The sequence below is a fragment of the Paracoccus alcaliphilus genome, assembly GCF_028553725.1.
GTDB classification, from domain to species: Bacteria; Pseudomonadota; Alphaproteobacteria; order Rhodobacterales; family Rhodobacteraceae; genus Paracoccus; species Paracoccus alcaliphilus.
In genome coordinates, this window is sequence record NZ_CP067124.1 from 845,743 (window position 1) to 868,149 (window position 22,407).

Genomic DNA, 22,407 nt, shown 5'->3' on the forward strand with positions numbered 1-22,407 from the left:
TCGTCCCGAAAGGCCCATGACATGAGTCCGGCGAATGTGATCTGCGTGAAATGGGGCAGCAAATACGGCCCCGATTATGTGAACAAGCTGCATTCGATGGTCCGGCGCAACCTGTCGCGGCCCTTCCGTTTCGTCTGCTTCACCGATGACGCCGCAGGGATCGACGCAGATATCGAGACCCGGCCGCTGCCGCTGACCGGCATCCCCGAATTCGACGATCGCGAACCCTGGACGCGGGCGCATGGCTGGCTGAAGGTGACCTCTTTCGCCTCCGATCTGGCGGGGCTGGAGGGGCCGACGCTGTTTCTGGACCTTGATATCGTCGTTGTCGGGCCGCTGGACCCGTTCTTCGACCCACCGGGACGGTTTCTGGTCATCAAGGAATGGGACAAGAAGGACGCGACCGGCAATACCTCGGTCTATCGCTTCGAGGCAGGCCGCTGCACCGACCTGCTGGATCACCTGAAGGGTAATCTGGTCTCGGCCCAACGGGATTTCCGCAATGAACAGGAATTCGTGACGGATTACTTCCACAAGGCCGGGGAACTGGTCTATTGGCCGAAGGGCTGGTGCGTCAGCTTCAAGCGGCACTGCATTCCCTGGCCTCTGGGCTGGTTCGGCGCCGCCCGCATCCCCGAGGGCGCGCGGGTCGTCACCTTTCACGGCAAGCCGAACCCGCATGACGTGATCGCCGGGAAAAGCGGCAAATGGTATCGCCGCGTCAAGCCCGTCGCATGGGTGGACGAACTGTGGCGCTAGATCGCGACACCATACCCGCCACGCAGATCCGTTCGCAGGGCCACGTCATCTGGCATGACCCCGCCATGGGCGAAGCCTTCGATCCGCGCCTCTTCGAGCCTGACTGGCTGGCGCGGAACGGGCTGGTCACCGGACGATCCACCGGGCGCAACGAGGCGCTGTTCCTGCACGTCGATGGGCTGGATCTGGTGCTGCGGCATTATTTCCGCGGCGGGTTGGTGGGCAGGCTGAACCGCGACCTGTTCCTGCGCCAGCCCGTGGCCCGCAGCCGGGCGATGGCGGAATACGCGCTGCTGTCGTGGATGGAAAGGCAGGGCCTGCCGGTGCCGCATCCCGTCGCCGCGCGCTTCACCCCGGTCGCGGGGCTGACCTATCGCGCCGATATCATCACCCGGACGCTGCCGGGAACGCGCACCCTTGCCGCCGCGCTGGCGCAGGGACCGCTGCCCGCGCAGGACTGGGCCGCCATCGGATCGGCCATCGCGCGGATGCACGGGGCCGATGTGGATCACGCCGATCTGAACTGCCGCAACATCCTGCTGGACGACACGGGCAGGATCTGGCTGATCGACTTCGACAAATCGCGCCACCGGGCGGATGGTCCGTGGAAGCGCGCCAATCTGGAACGCCTCAAGCGATCCCTGCTGAAAGAGGCGCGGCTGCACCCCGCCGTCACTTGGGACGCCGCAGGCTGGCAGGCATTGCTGAACGGATATGCCGCGCCGGCGTAAGGCCGGGACGTCATGCCCCCTTTCTTCCAGCGCCCGCCTGCGTTAAACGCCTCCGACCGCATGAATTAAGGAAACCAGAGATGGGCTATAAAGTCGTCATCGCCGGCGCCACCGGGAATGTGGGCCGCGAAATGCTGAACATTCTGGCCGAGCGCCAGTTCCCCGTGGACGAGATCGCCGTTCTGGCGTCGCGTCGTTCGCAGGGGGCCGAGGTCAGCTTTGGCGACAAGACCCTGAAGATCAAGGATATCGAGCAATTCGACTTCACCGGCTGGGACATGGCGCTGTTTGCCATCGGCTCGGACGCGACCAAAAAATACGCCCCCATCGCGGCGGCGGCGGGTTGCGTGGTGATCGATAACAGCTCACTTTACCGCTATGATCCCGACATTCCGCTGATCGTGCCCGAGGTGAACCCCGAGGCGATCCACGGCTATGCGAAGAAGAACATCATCGCCAACCCCAACTGCTCGACCGCGCAGATGGTGGTGGCGCTGAAGCCGCTGCATGACCGGGCGCGGATCAAGCGCGTGGTGGTCAGCACCTATCAGTCGGTGTCCGGCGCCGGCAAGGACGGCATGGACGAGCTGTGGAACCAGACCAAGGGCATGTATGTGCCGGGGCAAGAGGTCGCGCCGAACAAGTTCCAGAAGCAGATCGCCTTCAACGTGATCCCGCAGATCGACGTGTTCATGGAGGACGGCACCACCAAGGAAGAGTGGAAGATGGTGGTCGAGACGAAAAAGATCATCGACCCCTCGATCAAGGTCACCGCGACCTGCGTGCGGGTGCCGGTCTTTGTCGGCCATTCCGAAGCCGTGAACATCGAGTTCGAGGATTTTCTGGACGAGGACGAGGCCCGCGACATCCTGCGCGAGGCGCCGGGCATTCTGGTCGTCGATAAGCGCGAACCGGGCGGCTATACCACCCCGGTCGAATGCGTGGGCGATTACGCCACCTTCATCAGCCGCATCCGTCAGGATTCCACCATCGAGAACGGGCTGAACCTGTGGTGCGTCAGCGACAACCTGCGCAAGGGCGCGGCGCTGAACGCGGTTCAGATCGCCGAATTGCTGGGCAATCGCGTCCTGAAAAAAGGCTGACGGGCCCGTGTTCGACTGGATCACCGGCCTGATGGCCGATGGCGGCGCATGGATCATTGCAGCGCTGATGCTGCTGGAAAACGTCTTTCCGCCGATCCCGTCGGAACTGATCATGCCACTGGCGGGCTTCAACGCCGCCCGTGGCGGCACGCCGCTGTGGCTGGCCATTCTTGCAGGCGGCATCGGGTCGCTGGCCGGGGCGTGGTTCTGGTACTGGATCGGTCGCGCCTTCGGGCGGGACCGGCTGCGTTGGCTGATCGCGCGCCACGGCCGCTGGCTGACGATGAACCTGTCGGAATTCGAACGCGCCGAGGGCTGGTTCAACCGCCACGGCCGCGCCATCGTCTTTTTCGGCCGCTTCATCCCGACCGTGCGCACGCTGATCTCGGTCCCTGCCGGGATCGAGAAGATGCCGCAGGGCCAGTTCCTGTTCTATACTGCCATCGGCAGCTTCATCTGGTCGGGCGGGCTGGCCGTCGCCGGCTATCTGCTGGAAGACAGCTATGAGCAGGTGGAACACTGGATCGACCCGCTGTCCACCGCCGTCGTCATCACCGTCGTCGTGGTCTATGTCTGGCGCGTCATCCGCTGGAAACCCGACGCCTGACGGCGCGCCCACGACAGTTTGATCGCGCCTCCCCCTTGCCATGCGCGGCCCGCTGACCGACGCTGGCCGCGCATTTCATTGATCCATTCCGTGGGGGGATGATGACATTCCACAGATTTCTTGTCGCCGCGCTGTGCGTTGCGGCCTCTCCGACGCTGGCGGATCGGATCGAGATCCAGCCCCGCACCGATCACGTCACCATCTTTCCGCAAGGCGCGACGATCCGCTGGCAGGTCGATCTGGCTGACGCGCCGCAGGGCCGGCACGAACTGATCCTGCCGGGACTGCCGCAGGGCATGGACCCCTCGGCCCTGCGGATCGAGGCCGAGGGCGCGACCATCGGCAGCGTCGCCCTGCAGACCGGGCGCCCCCATCCCGGCACCGCCGCCGAAAGCCCCGCCATCACGGATGCGCGCGACCGGTTGCGCGCCGCCCGCGATGCCCTGATCGACTTTGAGCATACCATCGCCCGTCACCGCGCCGATGCGGACAGTTGGCGCGAACGCGCGGGCATGGTGCGCGACATGATGCGCGGCGATACCCGTGTGGGCGCGGACCAGTTGCAGGCCAATGCCGATCAGGCGGGCCAGATGATCGCCGATTACCTTGCCCGCGCCAGCGATGCCGGGCGCGAAGCCGCGCTGATGGAAAGCGGGCGCGAGCCGCTGGAGCGCGACATCCGCCAGGCAGAAGAGGCGCTGGCGGCGGTGCTGAACGATACCGGCCATGAAACGCTGGTGGTGACGGTTGAAAAGACCTCGGACGATGCGCGACTGTCGCTGTCGGGCTTTACCCGGCAGGCCAGCTGGGCGCCCGATTACGACCTGCGGCTGGAACGCGACAGCGGGCGGATCGCGATGCAGCGGGGGCTGGTCATCACCCAGTCCAGCGGCATCGACTGGCAGGATGTGGCGCTGACGCTGTCAACCGCGCGGCCCTCGGGTCAGGTCGCCCCGACCGAGGTGCCGGGCTGGATGCCCAGCATCGTCGATCCCGCCACCCTGATGCGCAATCAGGGCGCTGCCGCCCCGGCGGTGGCAGGGGCCGTGGCCGAATCCTATATCGCCAGCGACGCGGCGCAGGACTCGCCCGTCGCGGCCAAGGCGGTTCTGGCCAATATCGGCATGACGGTGGCCTATGACTATCCGGGTCCGGTCACCATCCGCGATGGCGCCGACGCCAACCGGCTGCGTCTGGACGACAAGCTGCTGGAGGCCGAGGTTCTGGCCGAGGCCGCGCCGCGCTTTGACGACACGGCCTTCGTCGTGGCCGAAACCACAAATTCGCTGGACGAGCCGATCCTGCCCGGTCAGGCGACGCTTTATCTGGACGGCGCGATGATCGGCCAGACCATGCTGGAACTGACCGCGCCGGGCGACGATCTGGATCTGGCCTTCGGTCCGATCGACGGCATCACCGCCGAATTGCGGGTGCCCGAGGACGAACAGGGCGAACGCGGGCTGATCCGCCGCTCGAACGCGCAAAGCCTGACCGAGACGCTGATCCTGCGCAACCTGACCGGCGAGGACTGGCCGCTGCGGGTGGTGGACCGGGTGCCGGTGTCGCGTCAAAGCGACCTGACCGTGGACTGGAGCGCCGATCCCCAGCCCTCGGAAACCGACCCCGATGGCCGCCGCGGCATCCTTTACTGGCAGGACCTTCTGGCCGCGGGCGACAGCCGCGAAATCACCCTGACCACGCAGATGCGCTGGCCCGAGGGCAAGGAATTGCGGCGCTGAGCCTTATACGGCAACCCAGCGCCGCCCCTCGTCCTCGGCCTGCATCAGGGCGCCGTTCTTGATGTCATGCACCAGCCCGTGCAGCGACAGATCGCCGGTCTCGACGGCGGCCTTGACGAAGGGGAAGGTCATCAGGTTCTCCAGCGAGACCATCACCGCCTCGCGTTCCAGCGCGGTGATCTGCTGGTCCTCGGGCAGATCCTTCACCCGCTCATAGCCGGGACGCAGCACATCCATCCAGCGTCCGACAAAGCTGGACTTCTCCTCCAGTTCCGGCGCGCTGCCCGAACACATCGCATGGCAGCCCGCCACGCCGCCGCAACTGGTGTGGCCCACGACCATCAGATGCGCGACATGCAGCTCGCAAACCGCATATTCCACCGTCGCCGAGGTGCCGTGCTGCAACCCGTCGGGCGCATAGGGCGGCACCAGATTGGCGATATTGCGGTGGATGAAGAATTCCCCGGAATCGGCGCCGAAGATGCTGGTGACATGCACGCGCGAATCACAGCATGAAATCACCATCGCCCGCGGGCGCTGCCCGTCATCGGCAAGGCGCCGGTACCAGGCGCTGTTCTCGGCATAGGATGTGGCCTTCCAGCCGTGATAGCGTCCGACCAGATATTGCGGCAGGGGGCGAAGTATTGGCATGAATGACCTCTCGCGTTCGCCTGCTTGATATGCGGTCATTGACGAAAATTCGAGAGGTTTCTTGCCCGAAGCCTAAGACTTTGTTCATGGGTTATCCGCATTCTGCCCATCCTGAAGGCAACAAGACGACTGGAACCGAAATGGTGCAGATCACGGCGCTGTCCGTGTCGGAAACCGTGCGTGTGGACACGCGACGGGTGGGCGACATCGTCAGTGAATTGGGCGAAACCACCGCCCAGAATGTCATCGGGCTGGCGCTGGAACAGCTGGCCACCGCCTTGATGGCCACCGATCAGGCAATCCGGCAGGACGATTTGGGCGCGGCGGTCGGCCATGCCGACCGGCTGGCGCGGCTGGCATGGCAGATCGGGCTGATCTCTCTGGCCGGGGTGGCGATGGATCTGGGCAGTTGCGCGGACCGGCGCGATCTGGCCTCTCTGGCGGCGGTGCGGGCGCGGCTGATGCGGGTCGGCAACCGCTCGCTGACGGAAATCTGGGAACGCGCCGGCATCGGTTGAGCAGCCTTGCGGGGGCCGCTTCAGGATGTAGTCTGCGGCCCCATGACCCCGGCCGAAAGGAACCCGACATGACCCCGGAATTCGCCCCCCCATCGGACAAGGCGCTGCCGATCTGGCCGGTGGCGCAAGGCGCGCCGATCCCCGCACAGGCCAATGCCGGCACCTGGCCCGCCGCCACCGGTTTTACCGGCCGCCGCGGCGAGATCTGCCTGCTGCCCGATGCGCAGGGCGGGCTGGCGGGGGCGCTGTTCGGTCTGGGCGATCCGGCGCAGGCGACCCGCGAACGGCTGGGCTTTGCCCGCGCGGCGGCGCTGCCCGAAGGCGACTGGTATCTGGCGGCGCCGGTCCCCGATCCGGATCAGGCCGCGCTTGGCTGGCTGTTGGGGCAATACCGCTTTACCCGCTATAAGACCGCACCTGCGCCAAAGGCCCGGCTGGTCTGTCCCGAAGGCGCCGATGCCGCCCGCATTCAGGCCATCGCGGCGGGCGAATACCTGACCCGCGACCTGATCAACACCCCCGCCAGCGACATGGGCCCGGATCAGCTGGAGGCCGCCGCCCGCGATCTGGCGCAAGCGGTCGGGGCCGAAATCACCGTCACCTCGGGCGAGGATCTGCTGGCGGCGAATTTCCCGATGATCCACGCGGTTGGTCGTGCGGCCCAGCAGGCGCCCAGGCTGATCGACATCCGTCTGGGAACCGAGGGCCCGGCGCTGACCATCATCGGCAAGGGCGTCTGCTTCGACACCGGCGGGCTGGACATCAAGCCGCCGTCCTCGATGGGCCTGATGAAAAAGGACATGGGCGGGGCGGCAACCGCGCTGGGTCTGCTGAAGATGCTGGCGGGCACCGGCGCGGCGCAGGGGCGGCGCATCCGGCTGCTGATCCCGGCAGTGGAAAACGCCATTGCGGGCAATGCCTTCCGCCCCGGCGATGTGCTGACCAGCCGCAAGGGCCTGACGGTCGAGGTCAACAATACCGATGCCGAAGGACGTCTGGTTCTGGCCGATGCGCTGGCACTGGCGGCTGAGGAAAACCCGGATCTGATGATCTCTCTGGCGACGCTGACCGGGGCGGCGCGGGTGGCGCTGGGTCCCGATCTGCCGCCGTTCTATTGCGACGATGATCGCACCGCACAGGCACTGTCCGACAGCGCGATGGCGGTTGCCGATCCGCTGTGGCGCATGCCCTTCTGGGACCCGTATGAGGCGATGATCGAACCCGCCATCGCCGATCTGGACAATGCCCCCCCGGGCGGGATGGCGGGCTCGATCACCGCCGCGCTGTTCCTGCGCCGCTTTACCGAAGGGGCCGGGCGCTATGTGCATCTGGACATCTATGGCTGGCAGCCCGTCGCCGCGCCGGGCCGGCCGAAAGGCGGCGTCGGTCAGGGCGCCCGCGCCATCCTGCATGCGCTGCCGCGGATCCTGCCATGACCCATGACCGCCGCCTGACCCCCGCGACCGACCGCGTCGCCCATGACAGCCTGCGCGGGGTGCTGGACCGCCCCGCATATACGCCCGGCTTCCCGGCGCGGCTGGCGGTGCCGCTGGCCGATCTGCTGAACGCCCCCGACGGGCGCCGCGACCGGCAGCTGAATTTCGGCGCCGACCTGACCGTGATCGAGCAGCGCGGCGACCGGACCTTCGTTCAGGCGTCGCTGGACGGCTATTGCGGCTGGCTGGCGACGGTCGCGATCACCCGCGACCTGCCGCCGCTGACCCACCGCGTCACCGCCCCCGCGACCCATATCTATCCCGCCCCGGACATGAAACGACCCGAGCTTGCCAGCCTCTCTCTCGGCGCCCGCCTGTCGGTCAGCGGGACCGAAGGCCGCTTTGCCCGGCTGGCAATCGGCGGCTGGGTGCCCCTGCAACATATCGGCAACCAGCCCGCCACCGACCCGGTGCCGGTGGCCGAAAGCCTGCTGGGCACGCCCTATCTGTGGGGGGGTAACAGCCGCTGGGGGATCGACTGCTCGGGACTGGTGCAGGCGGCGCTGACCGCCTGCGGCATCGACTGTCCCGGCGACAGCGACCTGCAACGCGCGGCCTTCCCCGAAACCCGCCAGATCCGGCGTGGCGACCTGCTGTTCTGGCCCGGCCATGTGGCGCTCGCCATCTCGGACAGCCGCATGATCCACGCCACCGCCTGGCAGATGGCTGTCATCCACGAAGACATCGGGGGTGCCATCGCCCGGATCGACGCGGCGGGCGATGGCCCATTCCTCGGGGCCCACCGACCGCCGGTCTGACCAAAGCAGCGATTGCGGCCCCTGGATCCCGCCCCTAGGATGGCCGCAGGAACAACAATGGACATTCGATGACCTATTGCGTCGGTCTCAAGTTGAATGACGGGCTGGTGCTGCTGTCCGACACCCGCACCAATGCCGGGCTGGACAACATCGCCTGCTATCGCAAGATGTATTTCTTCGAGGAACCGGGCGAACGGGTGATCGTCGTGATGACCGCAGGCTCGCTGTCGGTGACCCAGACGACGCTGGCCCGGCTGGAAGAGGCGATCGCCAACGAGATGGCGGACGAGACCACCTCGATCATGCAGACGCCCTCGATGCTGCAGGTCGCCACGATCATCGGCGACACGCTGTCACGCACCCGGCGCGAGATCCTCGAACAATGCCGCGAACTCAGTCAGCAGGCATCGGCCAGCATGATCGTCGCGGGCCAGCGCAAGGGCGGCACCATGCGCATGTTTCTGATCTATCCCGAGGGAAATTTCATCGAGGCGACCGAGGACACGCCCTTCCTTCAGATCGGCGAACACAAATACGGCAAACCGATCCTCGACCGTGTCGTCACCCCCGCCACCAGCCTCGCCGATGCGCAAAAGGCGGTGCTGCTGTCGATGGATTCGACGCTGCGCTCGAACCTCTCGGTGGGGATGCCACTGGATCTGGCGGTCATCGAACGCGATGCCTGCGCCGTCACCTCGCGCCGCCGTATCCTCGACGGCGACCCCGACTTCATGCGGATGAGCGCGGCATGGTCCGCCGCCCTGCGCGAAAGCTTCGTCAAGGTCGGGATCTGACCCCCCCCCCAAAAAAAAACCGCGCCCATCTCTGGTGCCAAATATCCCCGGGGGAGTCGCCGGAACGGCGGCGGGGGCGGGCAGCCCCCTTCCCCATCGCCTCCTGAATACCCGACCCCGGCCGTCTTTCACGTTGAGCCCCTGCCGCCGCCGCGCTAATCACCTTCAGGCCCAGCCCGGAGGAAGCCATGAACGATACGCCCAGCCGCAATGCCCGCATCACCCCCGAAGAGGCGCTGGCCTATCACATGGAGCCGCGCCCGGGCAAATACGACATCGTCGCCTCGACCCCGATGGCCACGCAGCGCGATCTGTCGCTGGCCTATTCCCCCGGCGTGGCGATCCCGGTCGAGGCGATAGCAGCGCGGCCCGAAACCGCCTATGACTATACCACCAAGGGCAATATGGTCGCCGTCATCTCGAACGGCACCTCGATCCTCGGGCTGGGCAATCTGGGCGCGCTGGCCTCCAAGCCGGTGATGGAGGGCAAGGCGGTGCTGTTCAAGCGCTTCGCCGATGTCAACGCCATCGATATCGAGCTGGACACCGAGGATGCCGACGAGATCATCAATGCCGTGCGGCTGATGGGGCCGACCTTCGGCGGCATCAACCTTGAAGATATCAAGGCCCCCGAATGTTTCATAATCGAGCAGCGCCTGAAAGAGCTGATGGACATTCCCGTCTTCCATGACGACCAGCACGGCACGGCAGTGATCTGCGCGGCGGGCCTGCTGAACGCGCTGGAGCTGTCGGGCAAGAAGATCGAGGATGTGAAGATCGTCCTCAACGGAGCCGGGGCGGCGGGGATCGCCTGCCTTGAACTGGTCAAGTCGATGGGCGCGCGGCATGAAAACTGCATCATGTGCGACACCAAGGGCGTGATCTACCAGGGCCGCACCGAGGGCATGAACCAGTGGAAATCGGCCCATGCGGTGGTGACCAAGGCGCGCACGCTGAATGACGCGATGCGCGGCGCGGATGTGTTCCTCGGCGTCTCGGCCAAGGGCGCGGTGACGCCCGGCATGGTGCAATCCATGGCCGACAATCCGGTGATCTTCGCCATGGCCAATCCCGACCCCGAAATCACCCCCGAGGATGCCCATGCCGTGCGTCCCGACGCCATCGTGGCCACGGGCCGCAGCGATTATCCCAATCAGGTCAACAACGTTCTGGGCTTTCCCTATCTGTTCCGGGGCGCGCTGGACATTCACGCCCGGGCCATCAACGACGAGATGAAGATCGCCTGCGCCGAGGCTCTGGCCGCGCTGGCGCGCGAGGATGTCCCCGACGAGGTCGCCGTGGCTTACGGCCGCAAGCTGCAATTCGGGCGCGATTACATCATCCCGACGCCGTTCGACCCGCGCCTGATCCATGTCATCCCGCCCGCGGTGGCGAAGGCCGGGATGGATACCGGCGTGGCCCGGCGTCCGATCATCGACATGGAGGGCTATGTCCAGTCGCTGAAGGCGCGGATGGACCCGACGGCGGCGATCCTGCAAGGCATTCATGCCCGCGCGCGTCAGGCTCAGGCAAGGATGATCTTTGCCGAGGGCGACGAACCGCGCGTGCTGCGCGCCGCCGTGGCATGGCAGCGTGGCGGCATGGGTCAGGCGCTGGTCGTGGGTCGCGAAGGCGATGTGAAGGAAAAGCTGGAAGCCGCGGGTCTTGGCGACGCCGTGCGCGAGCTGACCGTGGTCAATGCGGCCAATTCGCGTCACATGGAGACCTATCACGAATTTCTCTATGCCCGGCTGCAACGGCGCGGCGTGGATCGCGAGGATGTGCTGAAACTGGCCAATCGTGACCGTCATGTCTTTGCGGCGCTGATGCTGGCCCATGGTCACGGCGACGGGCTGGTCACCGGCGCCACGCGCAAGAACGCCCCGGTTCTGGCGCAGCTGGGCCAGGTCTTCGACCTGCGCCCGCAGGATGGCGCGGTCGGCATTACCGGTGTGCTGCATAATGGCCGGGTCATTCTGGTGGGCGATACGCTGGTCCATGAATGGCCCGAGCCCGAGGATCTGGCCGATATCGCCACCCACGGCGCCGCCGTCGCCCGCGGGCTGGGGCTGGAGCCACGCGTGGCCTTCCTGTCATTTTCGAATTTCGGCTATCCGATCAGCGAACGCGCGGTGAAGATGGCCAAGGCGACCGAGGTTCTGGACCGGCGGGGCGTCGATTTCGAATATGAGGGCGAGATGACCGTCGATGTGGCGCTGAACGCGGAATCGGCGGCGCGTTACCCCTTCAGCCGGCTGAGCGGCCCGGCCAATGTGCTGGTGGTTCCGGCGCGGCATTCGGCCTCGATCTCGGTCAAGCTGTTGCAGGAAATGGCCGGCGCGACGGTGATCGGGCCGATCCTGACCGGGGTGCCGAAGTCGATCCAGATCTGCTCGACCACCTCGACGGTGAACGACATCCTGAACATGGCCGCCATCGCGGCGGGCGGATTGGGCCGGGGACGTTAAGGCGCGCGCGGGTCGGGGGCTCTGCCCCGTTCGTCGCTGAAAAAGGTCCGGCGGACCTTTTTCCGGGCGCTCCTCACCCCCCGGGATATTTGCGCACCAAAGATGGGTCAGGTTTCGGGATTGTCGCGGCGGGCGGCCAGATCGAACTGGCGCTGGCGTTCCCGGAAGCGGGCGCGGTCGGTTTCGTCATATTCACCCACGCAGCGGTGGCAGCAGACGCCCTCTTCATATTCCGGGCGGGTGCGGTCCTCGGGGGCCAGCGGGCGGCGGCAGGCATGGCACAGCTCGTGCCGCCCGGGCCGCAATCCGTGGGTCAGGCTGACGCGCTGGTCGAAGACGAAACAGTCGCCCTGCCACAGGCTGCGCTCTTCGGGGATGTCTTCGAGATATTTGAGGATGCCGCCCTTCAGGTGGAACACCTGATCGACGCCTTGCGACAGCAGGTAATTGGTTGATTTCTCGCAGCGGATGCCGCCGGTGCAGAACATGGCGATGCGTTTGCCCTGAAAGCGATGGGCGTTGTCCTGCCACCATGCCGGGAAATCGCGGAAGCTGCGGGTGCCGGGATCGACGGCGCCCGCAAAGCTGCCGATGGCCACCTCGTAATCGTTGCGGGTGTCGATCACGGCGACATCGGGGGCCGAGATCAGCGCGTTCCAGTCCTGCGGCACGACGTAATGGCCCACCGTCGCGCGCGGATCGACATCGGGCTGGCCCATCGTCACGATTTCGCGCTTGAGGCGCACCTTCATGCGGCCGAAGGGCATTTCGCTGGCCGGGCTTTCCTTCCATTCCAGATCGCAGCAGCCCGGCAGCGCGCGGATATGGTCCAGCACCGCATCGATCCCCGCGCGCGTGCCGGCGATGGTTCCGTTGATCCCTTCGGGCGCCAGCAGCAGCGTTCCCCTGACACCGTTCGTGCAGGCGATCCGCGCCAGCGGCGCCTGCAATGCGGCCGGGTCATCGAAGCGGGTGAAATGATAAAGCGCGGCGACGGTCAGCATGATCGCGGCCATAGCCAGCCCTGTCAGCCGTGGCAAGACCCGCCGCCGCAGCGTCTTTTGCCGCGACGGCCATTGACGCGCCCCGGTTCGGTTTTTAGGCATGGTCTTCTGACAGGAGGAGATATCATGTCCGGGGCGCTGATCGTGATCGACATGCAGAACGATTTCTGCCCCGGCGGCGCGCTGGCCGTGGCCGGAGGCGATGAGATCCTGGCCCCGATCAATGCCCTGATGGCGCAATATGACACCGTCGTGCTGACCCAGGACTGGCATCCGGCGGATCACACCAGCTTTGCCGACAACCATCCCGGCGCCGCGCCGTTTTCCAGCGTCGATATGGCCTATGGCCCGCAGGTCCTGTGGCCGCGCCATTGCGTCATCGGCAGCCCGGGCGCGGCATTCCATCCCGATCTGGACCTCGACCGCGCCGACATGATCATCCGCAAGGGGTTCCGTGCCGGTATCGACAGCTATTCCGCCTTTTTCGAGAACGATCACGTCACCCCGACCGGGCTGGCCGGCTATTTGCGCGAACGCGGTATCGGTCGGCTGGATTTTGTCGGCCTCGCCCATGATTTCTGCGTCGGCTGGAGCGCCATCGACGCCGCGAAGCTGGGCTTTACCGCCACCGTCATCGAATCCGCGACCCGCGCCATCGACCTTGACGGCAGCCGCGAACGCGCGCGCCTGAACATGCGCGACGCAGGCGTCATACTGGAGTAACCCCGATGGTCGATATCGCCACCCGCGTTTATAACCACAAATGGAAGATCGATCCGATCATCCGTTCGCTGATCGATACCGATTTCTACAAGCTGCTGATGTGTCAGTCTATTTTCCGCAATCGCCCGGATACGGTGGTGCGGTTCAAGCTGATCAACCGTTCATCCGATATCCGGCTGGCCGAGCTGATCGACGAGGGCGAGTTGCGCGAACAGCTGGATCATGTGCGCGGGCTGTCGCTGTCGCGCGGCGAAAGCACATGGATGCGCGGCAACACCTTTTACGGCAAGCGCCAGATGTTCCGCCCCGATTTCATGGCGTTTCTGGAGGGGTTGCGCCTGCCCGCCTATCAGCTGGAAAAGCGCGACGGCCAGTATGAACTGACCTTCGAGGGCAAATGGGCCGAGGTCATGCTGTGGGAAATTCCCGCGCTGGCGATCCTGATGGAGCTGCGGTCGCGGGCGGTGCTGGAAACGCTTGGCCGGTTCGAGTTGCAGGTGCTCTATGCCCGCGCCATGACCCGGCTGTGGGAAAAGATCGAGGCCCTGCGCAAGTTTCCCGACCTGCGCATCGCCGATTTCGGCACCAGACGGCGGCACAGCTTTCTGTGGCAGGACTGGGCGGTGCAGGCGATGATCGAGGGGCTGGGCGAGCGTTTCACCGGCACCTCGAACTGCCTGATCGCCATGCGCCGCGATATCGAGGCGATCGGCACCAATGCGCATGAACTGCCCATGGTCTATGCCGCGCTGGCCGAAACGGATGCGGAACTGCACCGCGCGCCCTATGAGGTTCTGGCCGACTGGCAAGAGGAACATGACGGCATGCTGCGCATGATCCTGCCCGACACCTATGGCACCGACAATTTTCTGGAACATGCGCCGGACTGGCTGGCGGGCTGGACCGGTATCCGCATCGACAGTGGCGATCCGGCCGAGGGCGCGGAAGCCGCGATCCGCTGGTGGCGCGAACGCGGCGAGGATCCGCGTGACAAGCTGGTGATCTTTTCCGACGGGCTGGATGTCGAGAAGATCATCGAGTTGCATCGCCGCTTTCACGGGCGGGTCAAGGTCAGTTTCGGCTGGGGCACCCTGTTGACAAATGATTTCCGCGGTCTGGTGCCGGGCGACGGGCTGGCGCCGTTCAGCCTTGTCTGCAAGGCGGTGGCGGCGAACGGTCGCCCGACGGTCAAGCTGTCGGACAATCCTGCCAAGGCGATGGGTCCGGGGGACGAGGTCGAACGCTATAAGCGCGTGTTCGGCGTCGGAGAGCAGATCCGGCAAGAGGTCGTGGTCTGATCAGACCCCCATCACCCACAGCACCAGCCAGCAGCAGGTCGCCCCCATCAGCGCCGTCACCGGCACCGTCACCAGCCACGCCACGCTGATGGTGACGACATGGCTGCGGCGAACCAGGGTGCGGCGGCGCACCTCCTCGGCGGGCAGGCGTTTGCGGGACCGTTTCTTGCGCCGGTCCAGCCATTCGCGGGCAAAACCGACGCCAAAGACGCCACCCACCGCGACATGGGTCGATGAAACCGGCAGGCCAAGGCCGGTCGCGCCCAGCACGATCAGCGCGGTGGCCAGCGTGATGCAGAAGGCCCGCACCGCGTTCAGCCGGGTGATCCCGCTGCCGACCATGACCACCAGACGACGTCCGAACAGCACAGCGCCAAGGGCAATCGCGGTGCCTGCGCCCACCAGCAGCAACAGCGGCACCCCCACCACGCCCGAAATCGCCGCGCCGTCGGTGGCCCGCAGGATCATCAGCAATGGCCCCGCGACGTTGCTGGCATCGCTGGCGCCATGCGCAAAGGCCATCATCACGGCCGAGAACAGCAGCGCCGGGCGGAACAGGCTGGTCATGCGGGGCTTGTCGGGCGAATCCTGCAACATGACATCGACCCGGCTGCGCATGGCCCAGCCCGCGGCCAATCCGGCCAATGCACCCGGCAGCAGATCCAGCCACAGCGGAAAACCCGGCGTGATCAGCGTGAACAGATAGGACACGAACAATCCGACCATGACGCCCACCAACAGATGCAGCCAGCGTTGCGCCGCCGCCCGGCGGTCGGGCGCATCACGGATGTTCAGCTGCACAAACAGCAGGATGGCCCCGGCCAGCCCCGCAGCGGCCAGCGGTGTCAGCATCCAGGCCGAGGCGATGATGCCAATACTGACCCAGTTCACCGCCGCCGCCCCCAGCATCGCGATCCCGGCCCCGGCCAGAGATCCGACGATCGAATGGGTGGTACTGACCGGCAGGCCCGCGCCGGTGGCAATGGTGATCCAGGCCGCGGCCGCGATCAGCGCCGACAGGACGGTCAGCTGCGCCGGCAGGCCGGTGCCCAGTTGCGCGCTGTCGAATATCCCCTCGGCCAGCCGCGTGGTCACCGGCCCGCCCGCCATTGCGGCCCCCGCCACTTCGGCGATGGCCACAAGGATCAGCCCCGGCACCAGCCGCACCGCCCCCGCACCAAAGGCAGGGCCCAGAGAGTTGGCGATGTCGTTCGCGCCAATCGCCACGCCCAGCCAGCCCGCCACGATCAGCGCAGAGCCGACGGCGATCAGGCCGGGTTCATGTCCGGTCACGCCCAGCACCAGCAGCCACAGCGCGATCAGCATCAGGATCGCGCCGCCCAGCCGCAGAACCGGCCGAATGGCGTGCATCTGGGCCTTTTCGACATGGGTGATGCTGCCAAGATCCTTGTCCAGAACGCGAAAATCACGCCCCGCGATCTTCATTGGCGCACAACCTTCCCTGTCATCGTCATGTTTCCTGCGGACGTGTTGAAAGACTGCGGATAATATCCTTCAGTCCGGGTTCGGCAACCAGTTCTGCGGATTTCCCGGGGGAAAACCACCGGCGTTCGCGCTGATGCACCTCGGGGTAGTCATCGGTCAGCGATGTCACATAGAGCGCATAGACCCGCACCTCGACCGGAACGGCAAAACCGTTATCCTGTTCCTTGTCATACATGTAACGACCGATCTCCTTGTCCGAGATCCTGCCCTCGATGCCGCCTTCCTCCCACGCTTCGCGCCTTGCCGCGCCCGGCAGGGAAACACCCGCCATCGGCCATCCCTTGGGGATGATCCAGCGCCCGGTGCCGCGACTGGTGATCAGCATCACCTGCCCGGTCTTGCCGTCAAGGCACAGCGCACCGACCTGCAAGGCCGGGGGACGTTTGCCCAGCAAGATGCCGACCGATTTGCGCAACACGTTCATTCTTCAGTCTCCACCCGGCCGCGCAGCAGTTTGACGCCCGAACGCACCGTCTTTGCCTTCAGCCGGCGGCGCTGACTGCCAAGGGTCGGCCGGGTAGCGATGCGCGGTTTGACAGGCTTTGCCGCCTGACGGATCAGTTCCGCCAGACGCTCGCGCGCCAGTTCGCGATTGCGCGTCTGACTGCGCGTTTCCTGAGACAGGATGACGATTGCGCCATCGGAAGTCCAGCGGCGCCCGGCCAGACGCTGCAACCGGCGTTTGACGGCATCGGTCAGGTTGGGGGAACGTGCGGCCTCGAACCGCAGCTCCACCGCCGTCGCAACCTTGTTCACGTTCTGCCCGCCCGGTCCCTGAGACCGGGTAAACTGCTCTGACAGTTCCCATTCCTCTATGGTTATCTTGTCGGTCACATACAGCATGACCACCAGATATGGCGCTTCGTCGCACCATTAAAAGCGATAATAGCTAAGATCTGGTAAATTTTTGCGACGGTGCCGAAATGTTTCGCGCCGCCCGTCAGGGCAGCAGAGCCATATCGTTCAGCGCATTTCCGTTGCGGATCAGGATGGAGTGATCCGACCGGGCTCCCTTCACATGCCGGGCTTCCATCGACACGATATCGAGTCCAGCCTTTGCCAGCCCGGGCTGAAGCCATCGCAACAAGGGGCCAGCTTCAAGCTCGATGGCGACGATGGGCCCGTCCGGTTCCCTGATCCGGCGCAGCAGCGCCGCAGGTTCGCTGGCCGCCTGAGAGCCCCTCACGATCTTCCCGTGCTCGCGGAGGACACGGATTGCGGTTTTTTCCAGCGACACGTCCAATCCGACAAACAGCCTCATCCCGCAGTCCTTCTTCCGGATCTGATACGAGAACCGCGGCAGCCTGCCCCTGATCTTGCAAGCGGTAATGGGCAGCGCGCGATGCTGGCCCCGTTACAGCATCTTTTCTTGCAGGGCAGCCATCTGGCGATGAACGACGTAAGCCGACTTCATTCCTGCCGGCCGGGCATCGACGCCCCTCAGGCACTGAGAGCCAAAGCGACTTGGAGTCAGGAGGCTTTTTCCACAACCCCCGGAGGAGCAATTCCCCGATGAAAGGGTACAGACGCTCCATCTGCGCCTTGTTCAACCCGAACAGGTTGCTGAGGCATGTTGCAGAAGTCGTTTTCAGGACATAATGCCGCTTTTCCCGGCTGAGTTCATGCCACGCGTTCGATCTGGGCGGTGCCGAGGGCATTGAAGCGGTTCATCAGGGCCACGCGGATGTGGATCTTGGCTGTCTGACGGTCGGGGTCCCTCGAGGCGATCCGCTCGCCGAAGGATTTCAGGTTCCTCATCCGGGCCTCGACCCGGCTGCGGACATGGTCGCCGGACCATCTTTTCCAAATCGTCCGGCCGAGACGCCGGGTTGCCCTCAGGATGTCGTTGCGGGCCAGGGCAGCGGGGCAATCTTCTTTCCAGAGGCGGCCATTTCTGCGGATGGGAATGATCCCTGTGCCACCGCGCGCGAGGATCGCCGAATGGCAACGGCGGGTGCCTTCGGCGCCATCACCGGTAACGGTGCCGATTTCCTCGTCTTCCGGGATCTGGTCCAGAAGATCAGGGAGAACGGGGCTGTCGCCCTCACGGCTGGAGGTGAATTCCACCGCCCGGACGTTGCCGGTCGCCGTGTCCATCGCCAGATGGACCTTGCGGTACTGGCGCCGGCGGTGGGTGCCATGCTTCCTCGCCAGCCACTCTCCGTCACCCAGGAACTTGATCCCGGTGCTATCCACCCGCAGGTTCAGAGCGCCCGGAGCCCGGCGCGACGAAAGCTGGACCGTGATTGTCTTCTGGCGGCGGCTGAGCGTGGAGAAGTCCGGGACCGGCCAGTCCAGACCAGCCATCTCAAGGATGCTGGCGACCAGTCCGGTCGTTTGCCGAAGCGGCAGGCCGAAGGGCACCTTCATCATCAGGCAGAACTGGATGGCGGCGTCGGAGAAGACCGGCGGACGTCCGGGCTTGCCTGCCTTCGGCGCAGGCCAGTCCATGTCCCGGTCCAGCCAGACGAGCAGAGATCCGCGCCGCTTCAGCGCGTCGTTATAGGATTGCCAGTTGGTCGTACCGTAGCGGGCAGGTTCGGGCTTGCTCATGGCAGGCTCTTAACCCACCAGATTCACGCCGTGAATCCCGGATGATGATCAGTTCTGCAACAACGCCGGTTGCTGAGCAGAAAGGTTTCCTGAGTCGACTCTGACCAACGCGGAACGCGTTGATATTGCGTGATCATCCTGCGGTTTTGTTGGTGTTTTCTTGCAGGATTTTGTAATCTTGACGCAGAAACCCTGCAATTTGTGATCGCCAATGAAGCCCCATTTCCGGACCGCCGAACAGGATGATCTTCTGCGCCCCAGGCTGGTGGATATGATCGATCTGCGCCACGAGTTGGTGAAGCTCGCGGCGCTGATCGACTGGGAGTTCTTCGAGCGGGAATGGGCCGGGTTCTTCCCCTCGGCGACGGGGCGCCCGGCGACTTCTCCGCGTCTGATCGCCGGGCTGATGTATCTGCAGCATGCGTTCAAGCTGTCGGACGAGGCGGTGGTCGCCCGTTGGGTCGAGAACCCCTACTACCAGCATTTCACCGGCGAGACCTTCTTTCAGCATCGCCCGCCTATTGATCCGTCATCGCTGGTGCGCTGGCGCAAGAGGATCGGTGAGTGAGGCGTGAGCCGCCACTGGTTCAAGGCCACGCCGAACGCGTGGAATGGCTGTTGACCAAGACGATCGAGGCTGGCCGCAGTTCCGGGACGATCACCGACAAGGTCCTGAAACGGGTGGTGGTCGATACGACGGTCATGGAAAAGAACATCGCCCATCCGACGGACGCCCGGCTCTACGAGCGGGCCCGCGCCCTGCTGGTTGGTCTGGCGAAGAGGGCCGGGATCGAACTGCGCCAGAGCTATGCCCGTCTTGCACCGCGGCTGGCGATCCAGGTCGGGCGCTACGCCCATGCCCGCCAGTTCAAACGCATGCGCAAGGCGCTGCGCCAACTCAAGGGCCATGTCGGCCGGGTGCGTCGCGATCTGCGCCGGCACCTGCAGGACATCCCGCAAAGCCCCCTGCGCGAGAGGGTTGTGGACGCCCTCTGGCTGGTCGGCCGCCTGCTGGAACAGGGACCAAAGAGCCGCGACAAGGTCTATTCCCTGCACGAGCCCGAGGTCGATTGCATCTCCAAAGGCAAGGCACGGGTGCGATACGAGTTTGGCACCAAGGTCAGCCTCGCCACGACCCTTGTTGGCGGCCTCATAGTTGGCGCCCGCAGCTTTCCCGGCAATCCCTATGACGGCCACACCCTGGCACCGGCCCTCGAACAGGTCGAAATCCTGACCGATACGAGGCCCACACTCGCCCTGGTCGACCGCGGCTATCGCGGGCATGGCATCGAGACCACCCGCGTCCTGATCAGCGGCCAGCGGCGCGGTATCACCCCGGCGCTGGCGAAGCTCCTCAAACGGCGCAGCGCCATCGAGCCCGAGATCGGCCACATGAAATCAGACGGCAGATTGACCAGATGCCCCCTGAAGGGCAGGATCGGCGATGCGATCTTCGCCGTGCTCTGCGCCTGCGGCCACAACATCCGCAAGATCCTCGCCCATATCAGGGCCTTTTGGGCCTTCGTCATCCGCTTCATCCTCGGCATCATCGTGGTCGTTAACAGACCACTTCAGATGCAGGGCGCGGCATAACCGCGTTGTTCAGAACCGACTCCTGAGCCCTCCGGAACCGCGCAATTCCATGTAAAGAAATGGGATCTGAATCTGGTATACTGATATTTAACGAAAACATTAATTTTGTCTGGGGGACTGTGCGTCCCCCAGGCCCCCGGCAGGATATTTTCGCACCAAAGATATGGCGGCAAAAAAGGCCCCGTGAGGGGCCTGTGCTTGTCAGGGACGTCAGGCGACCAGGCGGTAGCCGCCGGATTCGGTGACCAGAAGCCGCGCGTTTGAGGGGTCGGGCTCGATCTTCTGGCGCAGGCGGTAGATGTGGGTTTCCAGCGTATGCGTGGTCACGCCGGCGTTATAGCCCCAGACCTCGTGCAGCAGCACGTCGCGTGCCACGACGCCGTCCTGTGCGCGATACAGGAATTTGAGGATGTTGGTTTCCTTCTCGGTCAGGCGGATCTTGCGGTCCTTCTGGTCGATCAGCATCTTCATCGACGGCTTGAACGTATAGGGTCCAAGCTGGAAGATCGCATCCTCGGATTGTTCATGCGTGCGCAGTTGCGCGCGCAGGCGGGCCAGCAGGACGGGGAACTTGAACGGCTTGGTGATATAGTCGTTCGCCCCTGAATCCAGCCCGAGGATCGTATCGGCATCGGTATCGTGCCCGGTCAGCATGACGATCGGGCATTTCACATTCAGCTTGCGCAGTTTCTTGCACAGCTCGCGCCCGTCGGTGTCGGGCAGGCCCACGTCGAGGATGATCAGATCGAAGATCGCGCCCTTGGTCGCCTCGACGGCGGCCGCGCCGGTTCCGGCTTCGGTCACGTCAAAGTCGTCGGTCGCCACCATCTGCTCGGCCAGGGCCTCACGCAGGTCGTCCTCGTCATCGACCAGCAGAATCTTTTTCAGTCCGGCCATGTTGCCTCCTTTGCTCTGTTGGTGAATGACTGGCGTGGCGTTCGGGTTCCGTCCAGCACCATGTCGGATTTCTCACATGGAGTTGTCGGGAAGGGGCGCTATGTTTCAGATTGTTACAGAAACGGGCGGCCCGATGACGCTGATACCGACCCTGACCGAGACCATTTCCCGCGCCCGCGCCGATCTGCGCATGGGGCTGCCGGTGATGATCGGCGGGTATCTGGCGGCGGCGGTCGAGACCCTGTCGCCCGAACGGTTGCAGGCGATGCGCGCCTTGGGGCAGCCGGTGCTGGCGATCACCGCGCGCCGGGCCGAGACGCTGAAGGCGCGGGCCTATGACGGCGGGCTGGCGCGGGTTCAGCTGCCCGGCGATGCCGATCTGCGCTGGCTGCGGGCGCTGGCCGATCCCGCCGACGATCTGCGGGTGCCTCTGAAGGGGCCGCTGGCGACCGAGCGCGGCGGCGACGTGACCGCCCATCGCGCTGCCATCGGGCTGGCGAAATCGGCGCAGCTGCTGCCCGCGATGCTGATGCTGCCCGCGCCCGCGCTGCCAGGCCTGACCGAACTGGCCGCCGGCCCCCTTCTGGCGCAACTGGCGCATGAGGCGGCGATGGCCCCTGTGGCCGCCGCCCGCCTGCCGCTGCAATCGGCGGAAAATTCGCGCCTGCATATCTTTCGCCCCGACGATGGCGGGGCCGAGCATTACGCCATCGAGATCGGCGCCCCGCCGCGCGACGCCCCGGTTCTGGCGCGTCTGCATTCGGCCTGTTTCACCGGCGACGTTCTGGGCAGTCTGAAATGCGATTGCGGCCCGCAGCTGCATGCGGCGCTGAACGCGATGGGGCAGGCGGGGCAGGGGGTGCTGCTCTATCTGAATCAGGAGGGGCGGGGGATCGGGCTGGCCAACAAGATGCGCGCCTATGACCTGCAAAATCAGGGCTTCGATACGGTCGAGGCCAATCACCGGCTGGGCTTCGAGGATGACGAGCGCGATTTCCGCATCGGTGCCGCGTTGCTGAAGCGGCTGGGCTTCGATGCGGCGCGGCTGATGACCAACAATCCGCGCAAGGTCTCGATGCTGGAGGGTCATGGCATCGCCGTGACCGAACGGGTGCCGCTGATCACCCCGCGCAACCGCCACAATACCGGCTATCTGGACACCAAGGCCGAAAAATCCGGGCATCTTCTTTGACAGGCAGATGTCATTCA

21 protein-coding genes and 1 pseudogene are annotated in these 22,407 nt (G+C 65.2%); 14 read left to right on the top strand and 8 right to left on the bottom strand.

All coding sequences use genetic code 11. From position 1 onward, the window contains the following. Nucleotides 1-21 precede the first annotated feature (21 nt). From JHW40_RS04445 to JHW40_RS04465, 5 genes are all read left to right on the top strand, one after another. Nucleotides 22-759: a glycosyltransferase gene (locus JHW40_RS04445; RefSeq protein WP_090613939.1), complete on the top strand. Its 738-nt coding sequence runs from the start codon at nucleotides 22-24 to the stop codon at nucleotides 757-759. After that, entirely contained in the window at nucleotides 735-1,490 is a 756-nt protein-coding gene (locus JHW40_RS04450; protein ID WP_170851871.1) for a 3-deoxy-D-manno-octulosonic acid kinase, read from the top strand. The genes JHW40_RS04445 and JHW40_RS04450 overlap by 25 nt, the downstream gene beginning before the upstream one ends. 80 nt (nucleotides 1,491-1,570) lie before the next feature. Then, nucleotides 1,571-2,593 (top strand): aspartate-semialdehyde dehydrogenase, encoded by a 1,023-nt coding sequence (locus JHW40_RS04455; RefSeq protein ID WP_090613945.1) that lies wholly within the window; start codon nucleotides 1,571-1,573, stop codon nucleotides 2,591-2,593. 7 nt (nucleotides 2,594-2,600) lie between these two features. Then, entirely contained in the window at nucleotides 2,601-3,200 is a 600-nt protein-coding gene (locus JHW40_RS04460) for a DedA family protein (RefSeq protein ID WP_170851872.1), read from the top strand. Between the two features lie 101 nt (nucleotides 3,201-3,301). Continuing rightward, complete coding sequence (locus JHW40_RS04465; RefSeq protein WP_170851873.1) at nucleotides 3,302-4,939, top strand: DUF4139 domain-containing protein; 1,638 nt, start codon at nucleotides 3,302-3,304, stop codon at nucleotides 4,937-4,939. A gap of 3 nt (nucleotides 4,940-4,942) precedes the next feature. Here the strand turns inward: JHW40_RS04465 and JHW40_RS04470 are convergent, their stop codons facing one another. Then, nucleotides 4,943-5,590: a carbonic anhydrase gene (locus JHW40_RS04470; RefSeq protein ID WP_090613988.1), complete on the bottom strand. Its 648-nt coding sequence runs from the start codon at nucleotides 5,588-5,590 to the stop codon at nucleotides 4,943-4,945. A 140-nt stretch (nucleotides 5,591-5,730) separates the two neighbouring features. Here JHW40_RS04470 and JHW40_RS04475 point away from each other — a divergent pair, with 140 nt between their 5' ends. The 5 genes from JHW40_RS04475 (at nucleotide 5,731) to JHW40_RS04495 (ending at nucleotide 11,624) form a co-directional block, all read left to right on the top strand. Beyond that, nucleotides 5,731-6,108 carry a hypothetical protein gene (locus tag JHW40_RS04475; protein WP_090613951.1) on the top strand — a complete coding sequence of 126 codons (378 nt, stop codon included), beginning with the start codon at nucleotides 5,731-5,733 and terminating at the stop codon, nucleotides 6,106-6,108. 68 nt (nucleotides 6,109-6,176) lie between these two features. Then, nucleotides 6,177-7,544 carry a leucyl aminopeptidase family protein gene (locus JHW40_RS04480; protein ID WP_090613952.1) on the top strand — a complete coding sequence of 456 codons (1,368 nt, stop codon included), beginning with the start codon at nucleotides 6,177-6,179 and terminating at the stop codon, nucleotides 7,542-7,544. Next, nucleotides 7,541-8,362 carry a C40 family peptidase gene (locus JHW40_RS04485; protein WP_090613954.1) on the top strand — a complete coding sequence of 274 codons (822 nt, stop codon included), beginning with the start codon at nucleotides 7,541-7,543 and terminating at the stop codon, nucleotides 8,360-8,362. The genes JHW40_RS04480 and JHW40_RS04485 overlap by 4 nt, the downstream gene beginning before the upstream one ends. A gap of 68 nt (nucleotides 8,363-8,430) precedes the next feature. After that, nucleotides 8,431-9,156: a proteasome-type protease gene (locus JHW40_RS04490; protein ID WP_090613955.1), complete on the top strand. Its 726-nt coding sequence runs from the start codon at nucleotides 8,431-8,433 to the stop codon at nucleotides 9,154-9,156. Nucleotides 9,157-9,344: 188 nt separating this feature from the next. Next, nucleotides 9,345-11,624, top strand: coding sequence for an NADP-dependent malic enzyme (locus JHW40_RS04495; RefSeq protein ID WP_090613959.1), 2,280 nt, complete (start codon nucleotides 9,345-9,347; stop codon nucleotides 11,622-11,624). A 107-nt stretch (nucleotides 11,625-11,731) separates the two neighbouring features. On the opposite strand, the gene trhO is transcribed toward JHW40_RS04495, so the two are convergent. Further along, nucleotides 11,732-12,628: an oxygen-dependent tRNA uridine(34) hydroxylase TrhO gene (gene trhO, locus JHW40_RS04500; RefSeq protein ID WP_090613990.1), complete on the bottom strand. Its 897-nt coding sequence runs from the start codon at nucleotides 12,626-12,628 to the stop codon at nucleotides 11,732-11,734. Nucleotides 12,629-12,754: 126 nt separating this feature from the next. Here trhO and pncA point away from each other — a divergent pair, with 126 nt between their 5' ends. After that, entirely contained in the window at nucleotides 12,755-13,351 is a 597-nt protein-coding gene (gene pncA / locus JHW40_RS04505; RefSeq protein ID WP_090613961.1) for a bifunctional nicotinamidase/pyrazinamidase, read from the top strand. Between the two features lie 5 nt (nucleotides 13,352-13,356). Next, entirely contained in the window at nucleotides 13,357-14,649 is a 1,293-nt protein-coding gene (pncB, locus tag JHW40_RS04510; protein WP_090613964.1) for a nicotinate phosphoribosyltransferase, read from the top strand. Here the strand turns inward: pncB and JHW40_RS04515 are convergent, their stop codons facing one another. From JHW40_RS04515 to JHW40_RS04535, 5 genes are all read right to left on the bottom strand, one after another. Beyond that, a complete protein-coding gene (locus tag JHW40_RS04515) occupies nucleotides 14,650-16,095 on the bottom strand; it encodes an inorganic phosphate transporter (RefSeq protein WP_090613966.1) in 1,446 nt (481 codons plus the stop codon). A 25-nt stretch (nucleotides 16,096-16,120) separates the two neighbouring features. After that, nucleotides 16,121-16,579 (bottom strand): NUDIX hydrolase, encoded by a 459-nt coding sequence (locus JHW40_RS04520; protein WP_090613969.1) that lies wholly within the window; start codon nucleotides 16,577-16,579, stop codon nucleotides 16,121-16,123. Continuing rightward, nucleotides 16,576-16,998 (bottom strand): alternative ribosome rescue aminoacyl-tRNA hydrolase ArfB, encoded by a 423-nt coding sequence (arfB, locus tag JHW40_RS04525; protein ID WP_090613972.1) that lies wholly within the window; start codon nucleotides 16,996-16,998, stop codon nucleotides 16,576-16,578. Before arfB ends, JHW40_RS04520 begins: the two co-directional genes overlap by 4 nt. A 97-nt stretch (nucleotides 16,999-17,095) precedes the next feature. Further along, nucleotides 17,096-17,416 carry a hypothetical protein gene (locus tag JHW40_RS04530; protein WP_090613973.1) on the bottom strand — a complete coding sequence of 107 codons (321 nt, stop codon included), beginning with the start codon at nucleotides 17,414-17,416 and terminating at the stop codon, nucleotides 17,096-17,098. 359 nt (nucleotides 17,417-17,775) lie between these two features. Then, entirely contained in the window at nucleotides 17,776-18,708 is a 933-nt protein-coding gene (locus JHW40_RS04535; RefSeq protein WP_272849027.1) for an IS5 family transposase, read from the bottom strand. A 211-nt stretch (nucleotides 18,709-18,919) separates the two neighbouring features. Here JHW40_RS04535 and JHW40_RS04540 point away from each other — a divergent pair. Beyond that, a pseudogene (locus tag JHW40_RS04540) lies at nucleotides 18,920-20,301 on the top strand (IS5 family transposase). Nucleotides 20,302-20,511: 210 nt separating this feature from the next. On the opposite strand, the gene JHW40_RS04545 reads toward JHW40_RS04540, so the two are convergent. Beyond that, entirely contained in the window at nucleotides 20,512-21,198 is a 687-nt protein-coding gene (locus tag JHW40_RS04545; protein WP_090617016.1) for a response regulator transcription factor, read from the bottom strand. Nucleotides 21,199-21,331: 133 nt separating this feature from the next. Between JHW40_RS04545 and ribA the strand changes: the two genes are divergently transcribed. Next, entirely contained in the window at nucleotides 21,332-22,390 is a 1,059-nt protein-coding gene (gene ribA, locus JHW40_RS04550) for a GTP cyclohydrolase II (protein WP_090617020.1), read from the top strand. The last annotated feature ends 17 nt before the right edge of the window (nucleotides 22,391-22,407 follow it).

Coding starts and splice junctions, on each gene's coding strand:
- JHW40_RS04445 (WP_090613939.1), top strand. CDS start 22: ATGAGTCCGGCGAATGTGATCTGCGTGAAATGGGGCAGCAAATACGGC.
- JHW40_RS04450 (WP_170851871.1), top strand. CDS start 735: ATGGGTGGACGAACTGTGGCGCTAGATCGCGACACCATACCCGCCACG.
- JHW40_RS04455 (WP_090613945.1), top strand. CDS start 1,571: ATGGGCTATAAAGTCGTCATCGCCGGCGCCACCGGGAATGTGGGCCGC.
- JHW40_RS04465 (WP_170851873.1), top strand. CDS start 3,302: ATGACATTCCACAGATTTCTTGTCGCCGCGCTGTGCGTTGCGGCCTCT.
- JHW40_RS04470 (WP_090613988.1), bottom strand. CDS start 5,590: ATGCCAATACTTCGCCCCCTGCCGCAATATCTGGTCGGACGCTATCAC.
- JHW40_RS04475 (WP_090613951.1), top strand. CDS start 5,731: ATGGTGCAGATCACGGCGCTGTCCGTGTCGGAAACCGTGCGTGTGGAC.
- JHW40_RS04480 (WP_090613952.1), top strand. CDS start 6,177: ATGACCCCGGAATTCGCCCCCCCATCGGACAAGGCGCTGCCGATCTGG.
- JHW40_RS04485 (WP_090613954.1), top strand. CDS start 7,541: ATGACCCATGACCGCCGCCTGACCCCCGCGACCGACCGCGTCGCCCAT.
- JHW40_RS04490 (WP_090613955.1), top strand. CDS start 8,431: ATGACCTATTGCGTCGGTCTCAAGTTGAATGACGGGCTGGTGCTGCTG.
- JHW40_RS04495 (WP_090613959.1), top strand. CDS start 9,345: ATGAACGATACGCCCAGCCGCAATGCCCGCATCACCCCCGAAGAGGCG.
- trhO (WP_090613990.1), bottom strand. CDS start 12,628: ATGCTGACCGTCGCCGCGCTTTATCATTTCACCCGCTTCGATGACCCG.
- pncA (WP_090613961.1), top strand. CDS start 12,755: ATGTCCGGGGCGCTGATCGTGATCGACATGCAGAACGATTTCTGCCCC.
- pncB (WP_090613964.1), top strand. CDS start 13,357: ATGGTCGATATCGCCACCCGCGTTTATAACCACAAATGGAAGATCGAT.
- JHW40_RS04515 (WP_090613966.1), bottom strand. CDS start 16,095: ATGAAGATCGCGGGGCGTGATTTTCGCGTTCTGGACAAGGATCTTGGC.
- JHW40_RS04520 (WP_090613969.1), bottom strand. CDS start 16,579: ATGAACGTGTTGCGCAAATCGGTCGGCATCTTGCTGGGCAAACGTCCC.
- arfB (WP_090613972.1), bottom strand. CDS start 16,998: ATGCTGTATGTGACCGACAAGATAACCATAGAGGAATGGGAACTGTCA.
- JHW40_RS04530 (WP_090613973.1), bottom strand. CDS start 17,416: ATGAGGCTGTTTGTCGGATTGGACGTGTCGCTGGAAAAAACCGCAATC.
- JHW40_RS04535 (WP_272849027.1), bottom strand. CDS start 18,708: ATGAGCAAGCCCGAACCTGCCCGCTACGGTACGACCAACTGGCAATCC.
- JHW40_RS04545 (WP_090617016.1), bottom strand. CDS start 21,198: ATGGCCGGACTGAAAAAGATTCTGCTGGTCGATGACGAGGACGACCTG.
- ribA (WP_090617020.1), top strand. CDS start 21,332: ATGACGCTGATACCGACCCTGACCGAGACCATTTCCCGCGCCCGCGCC.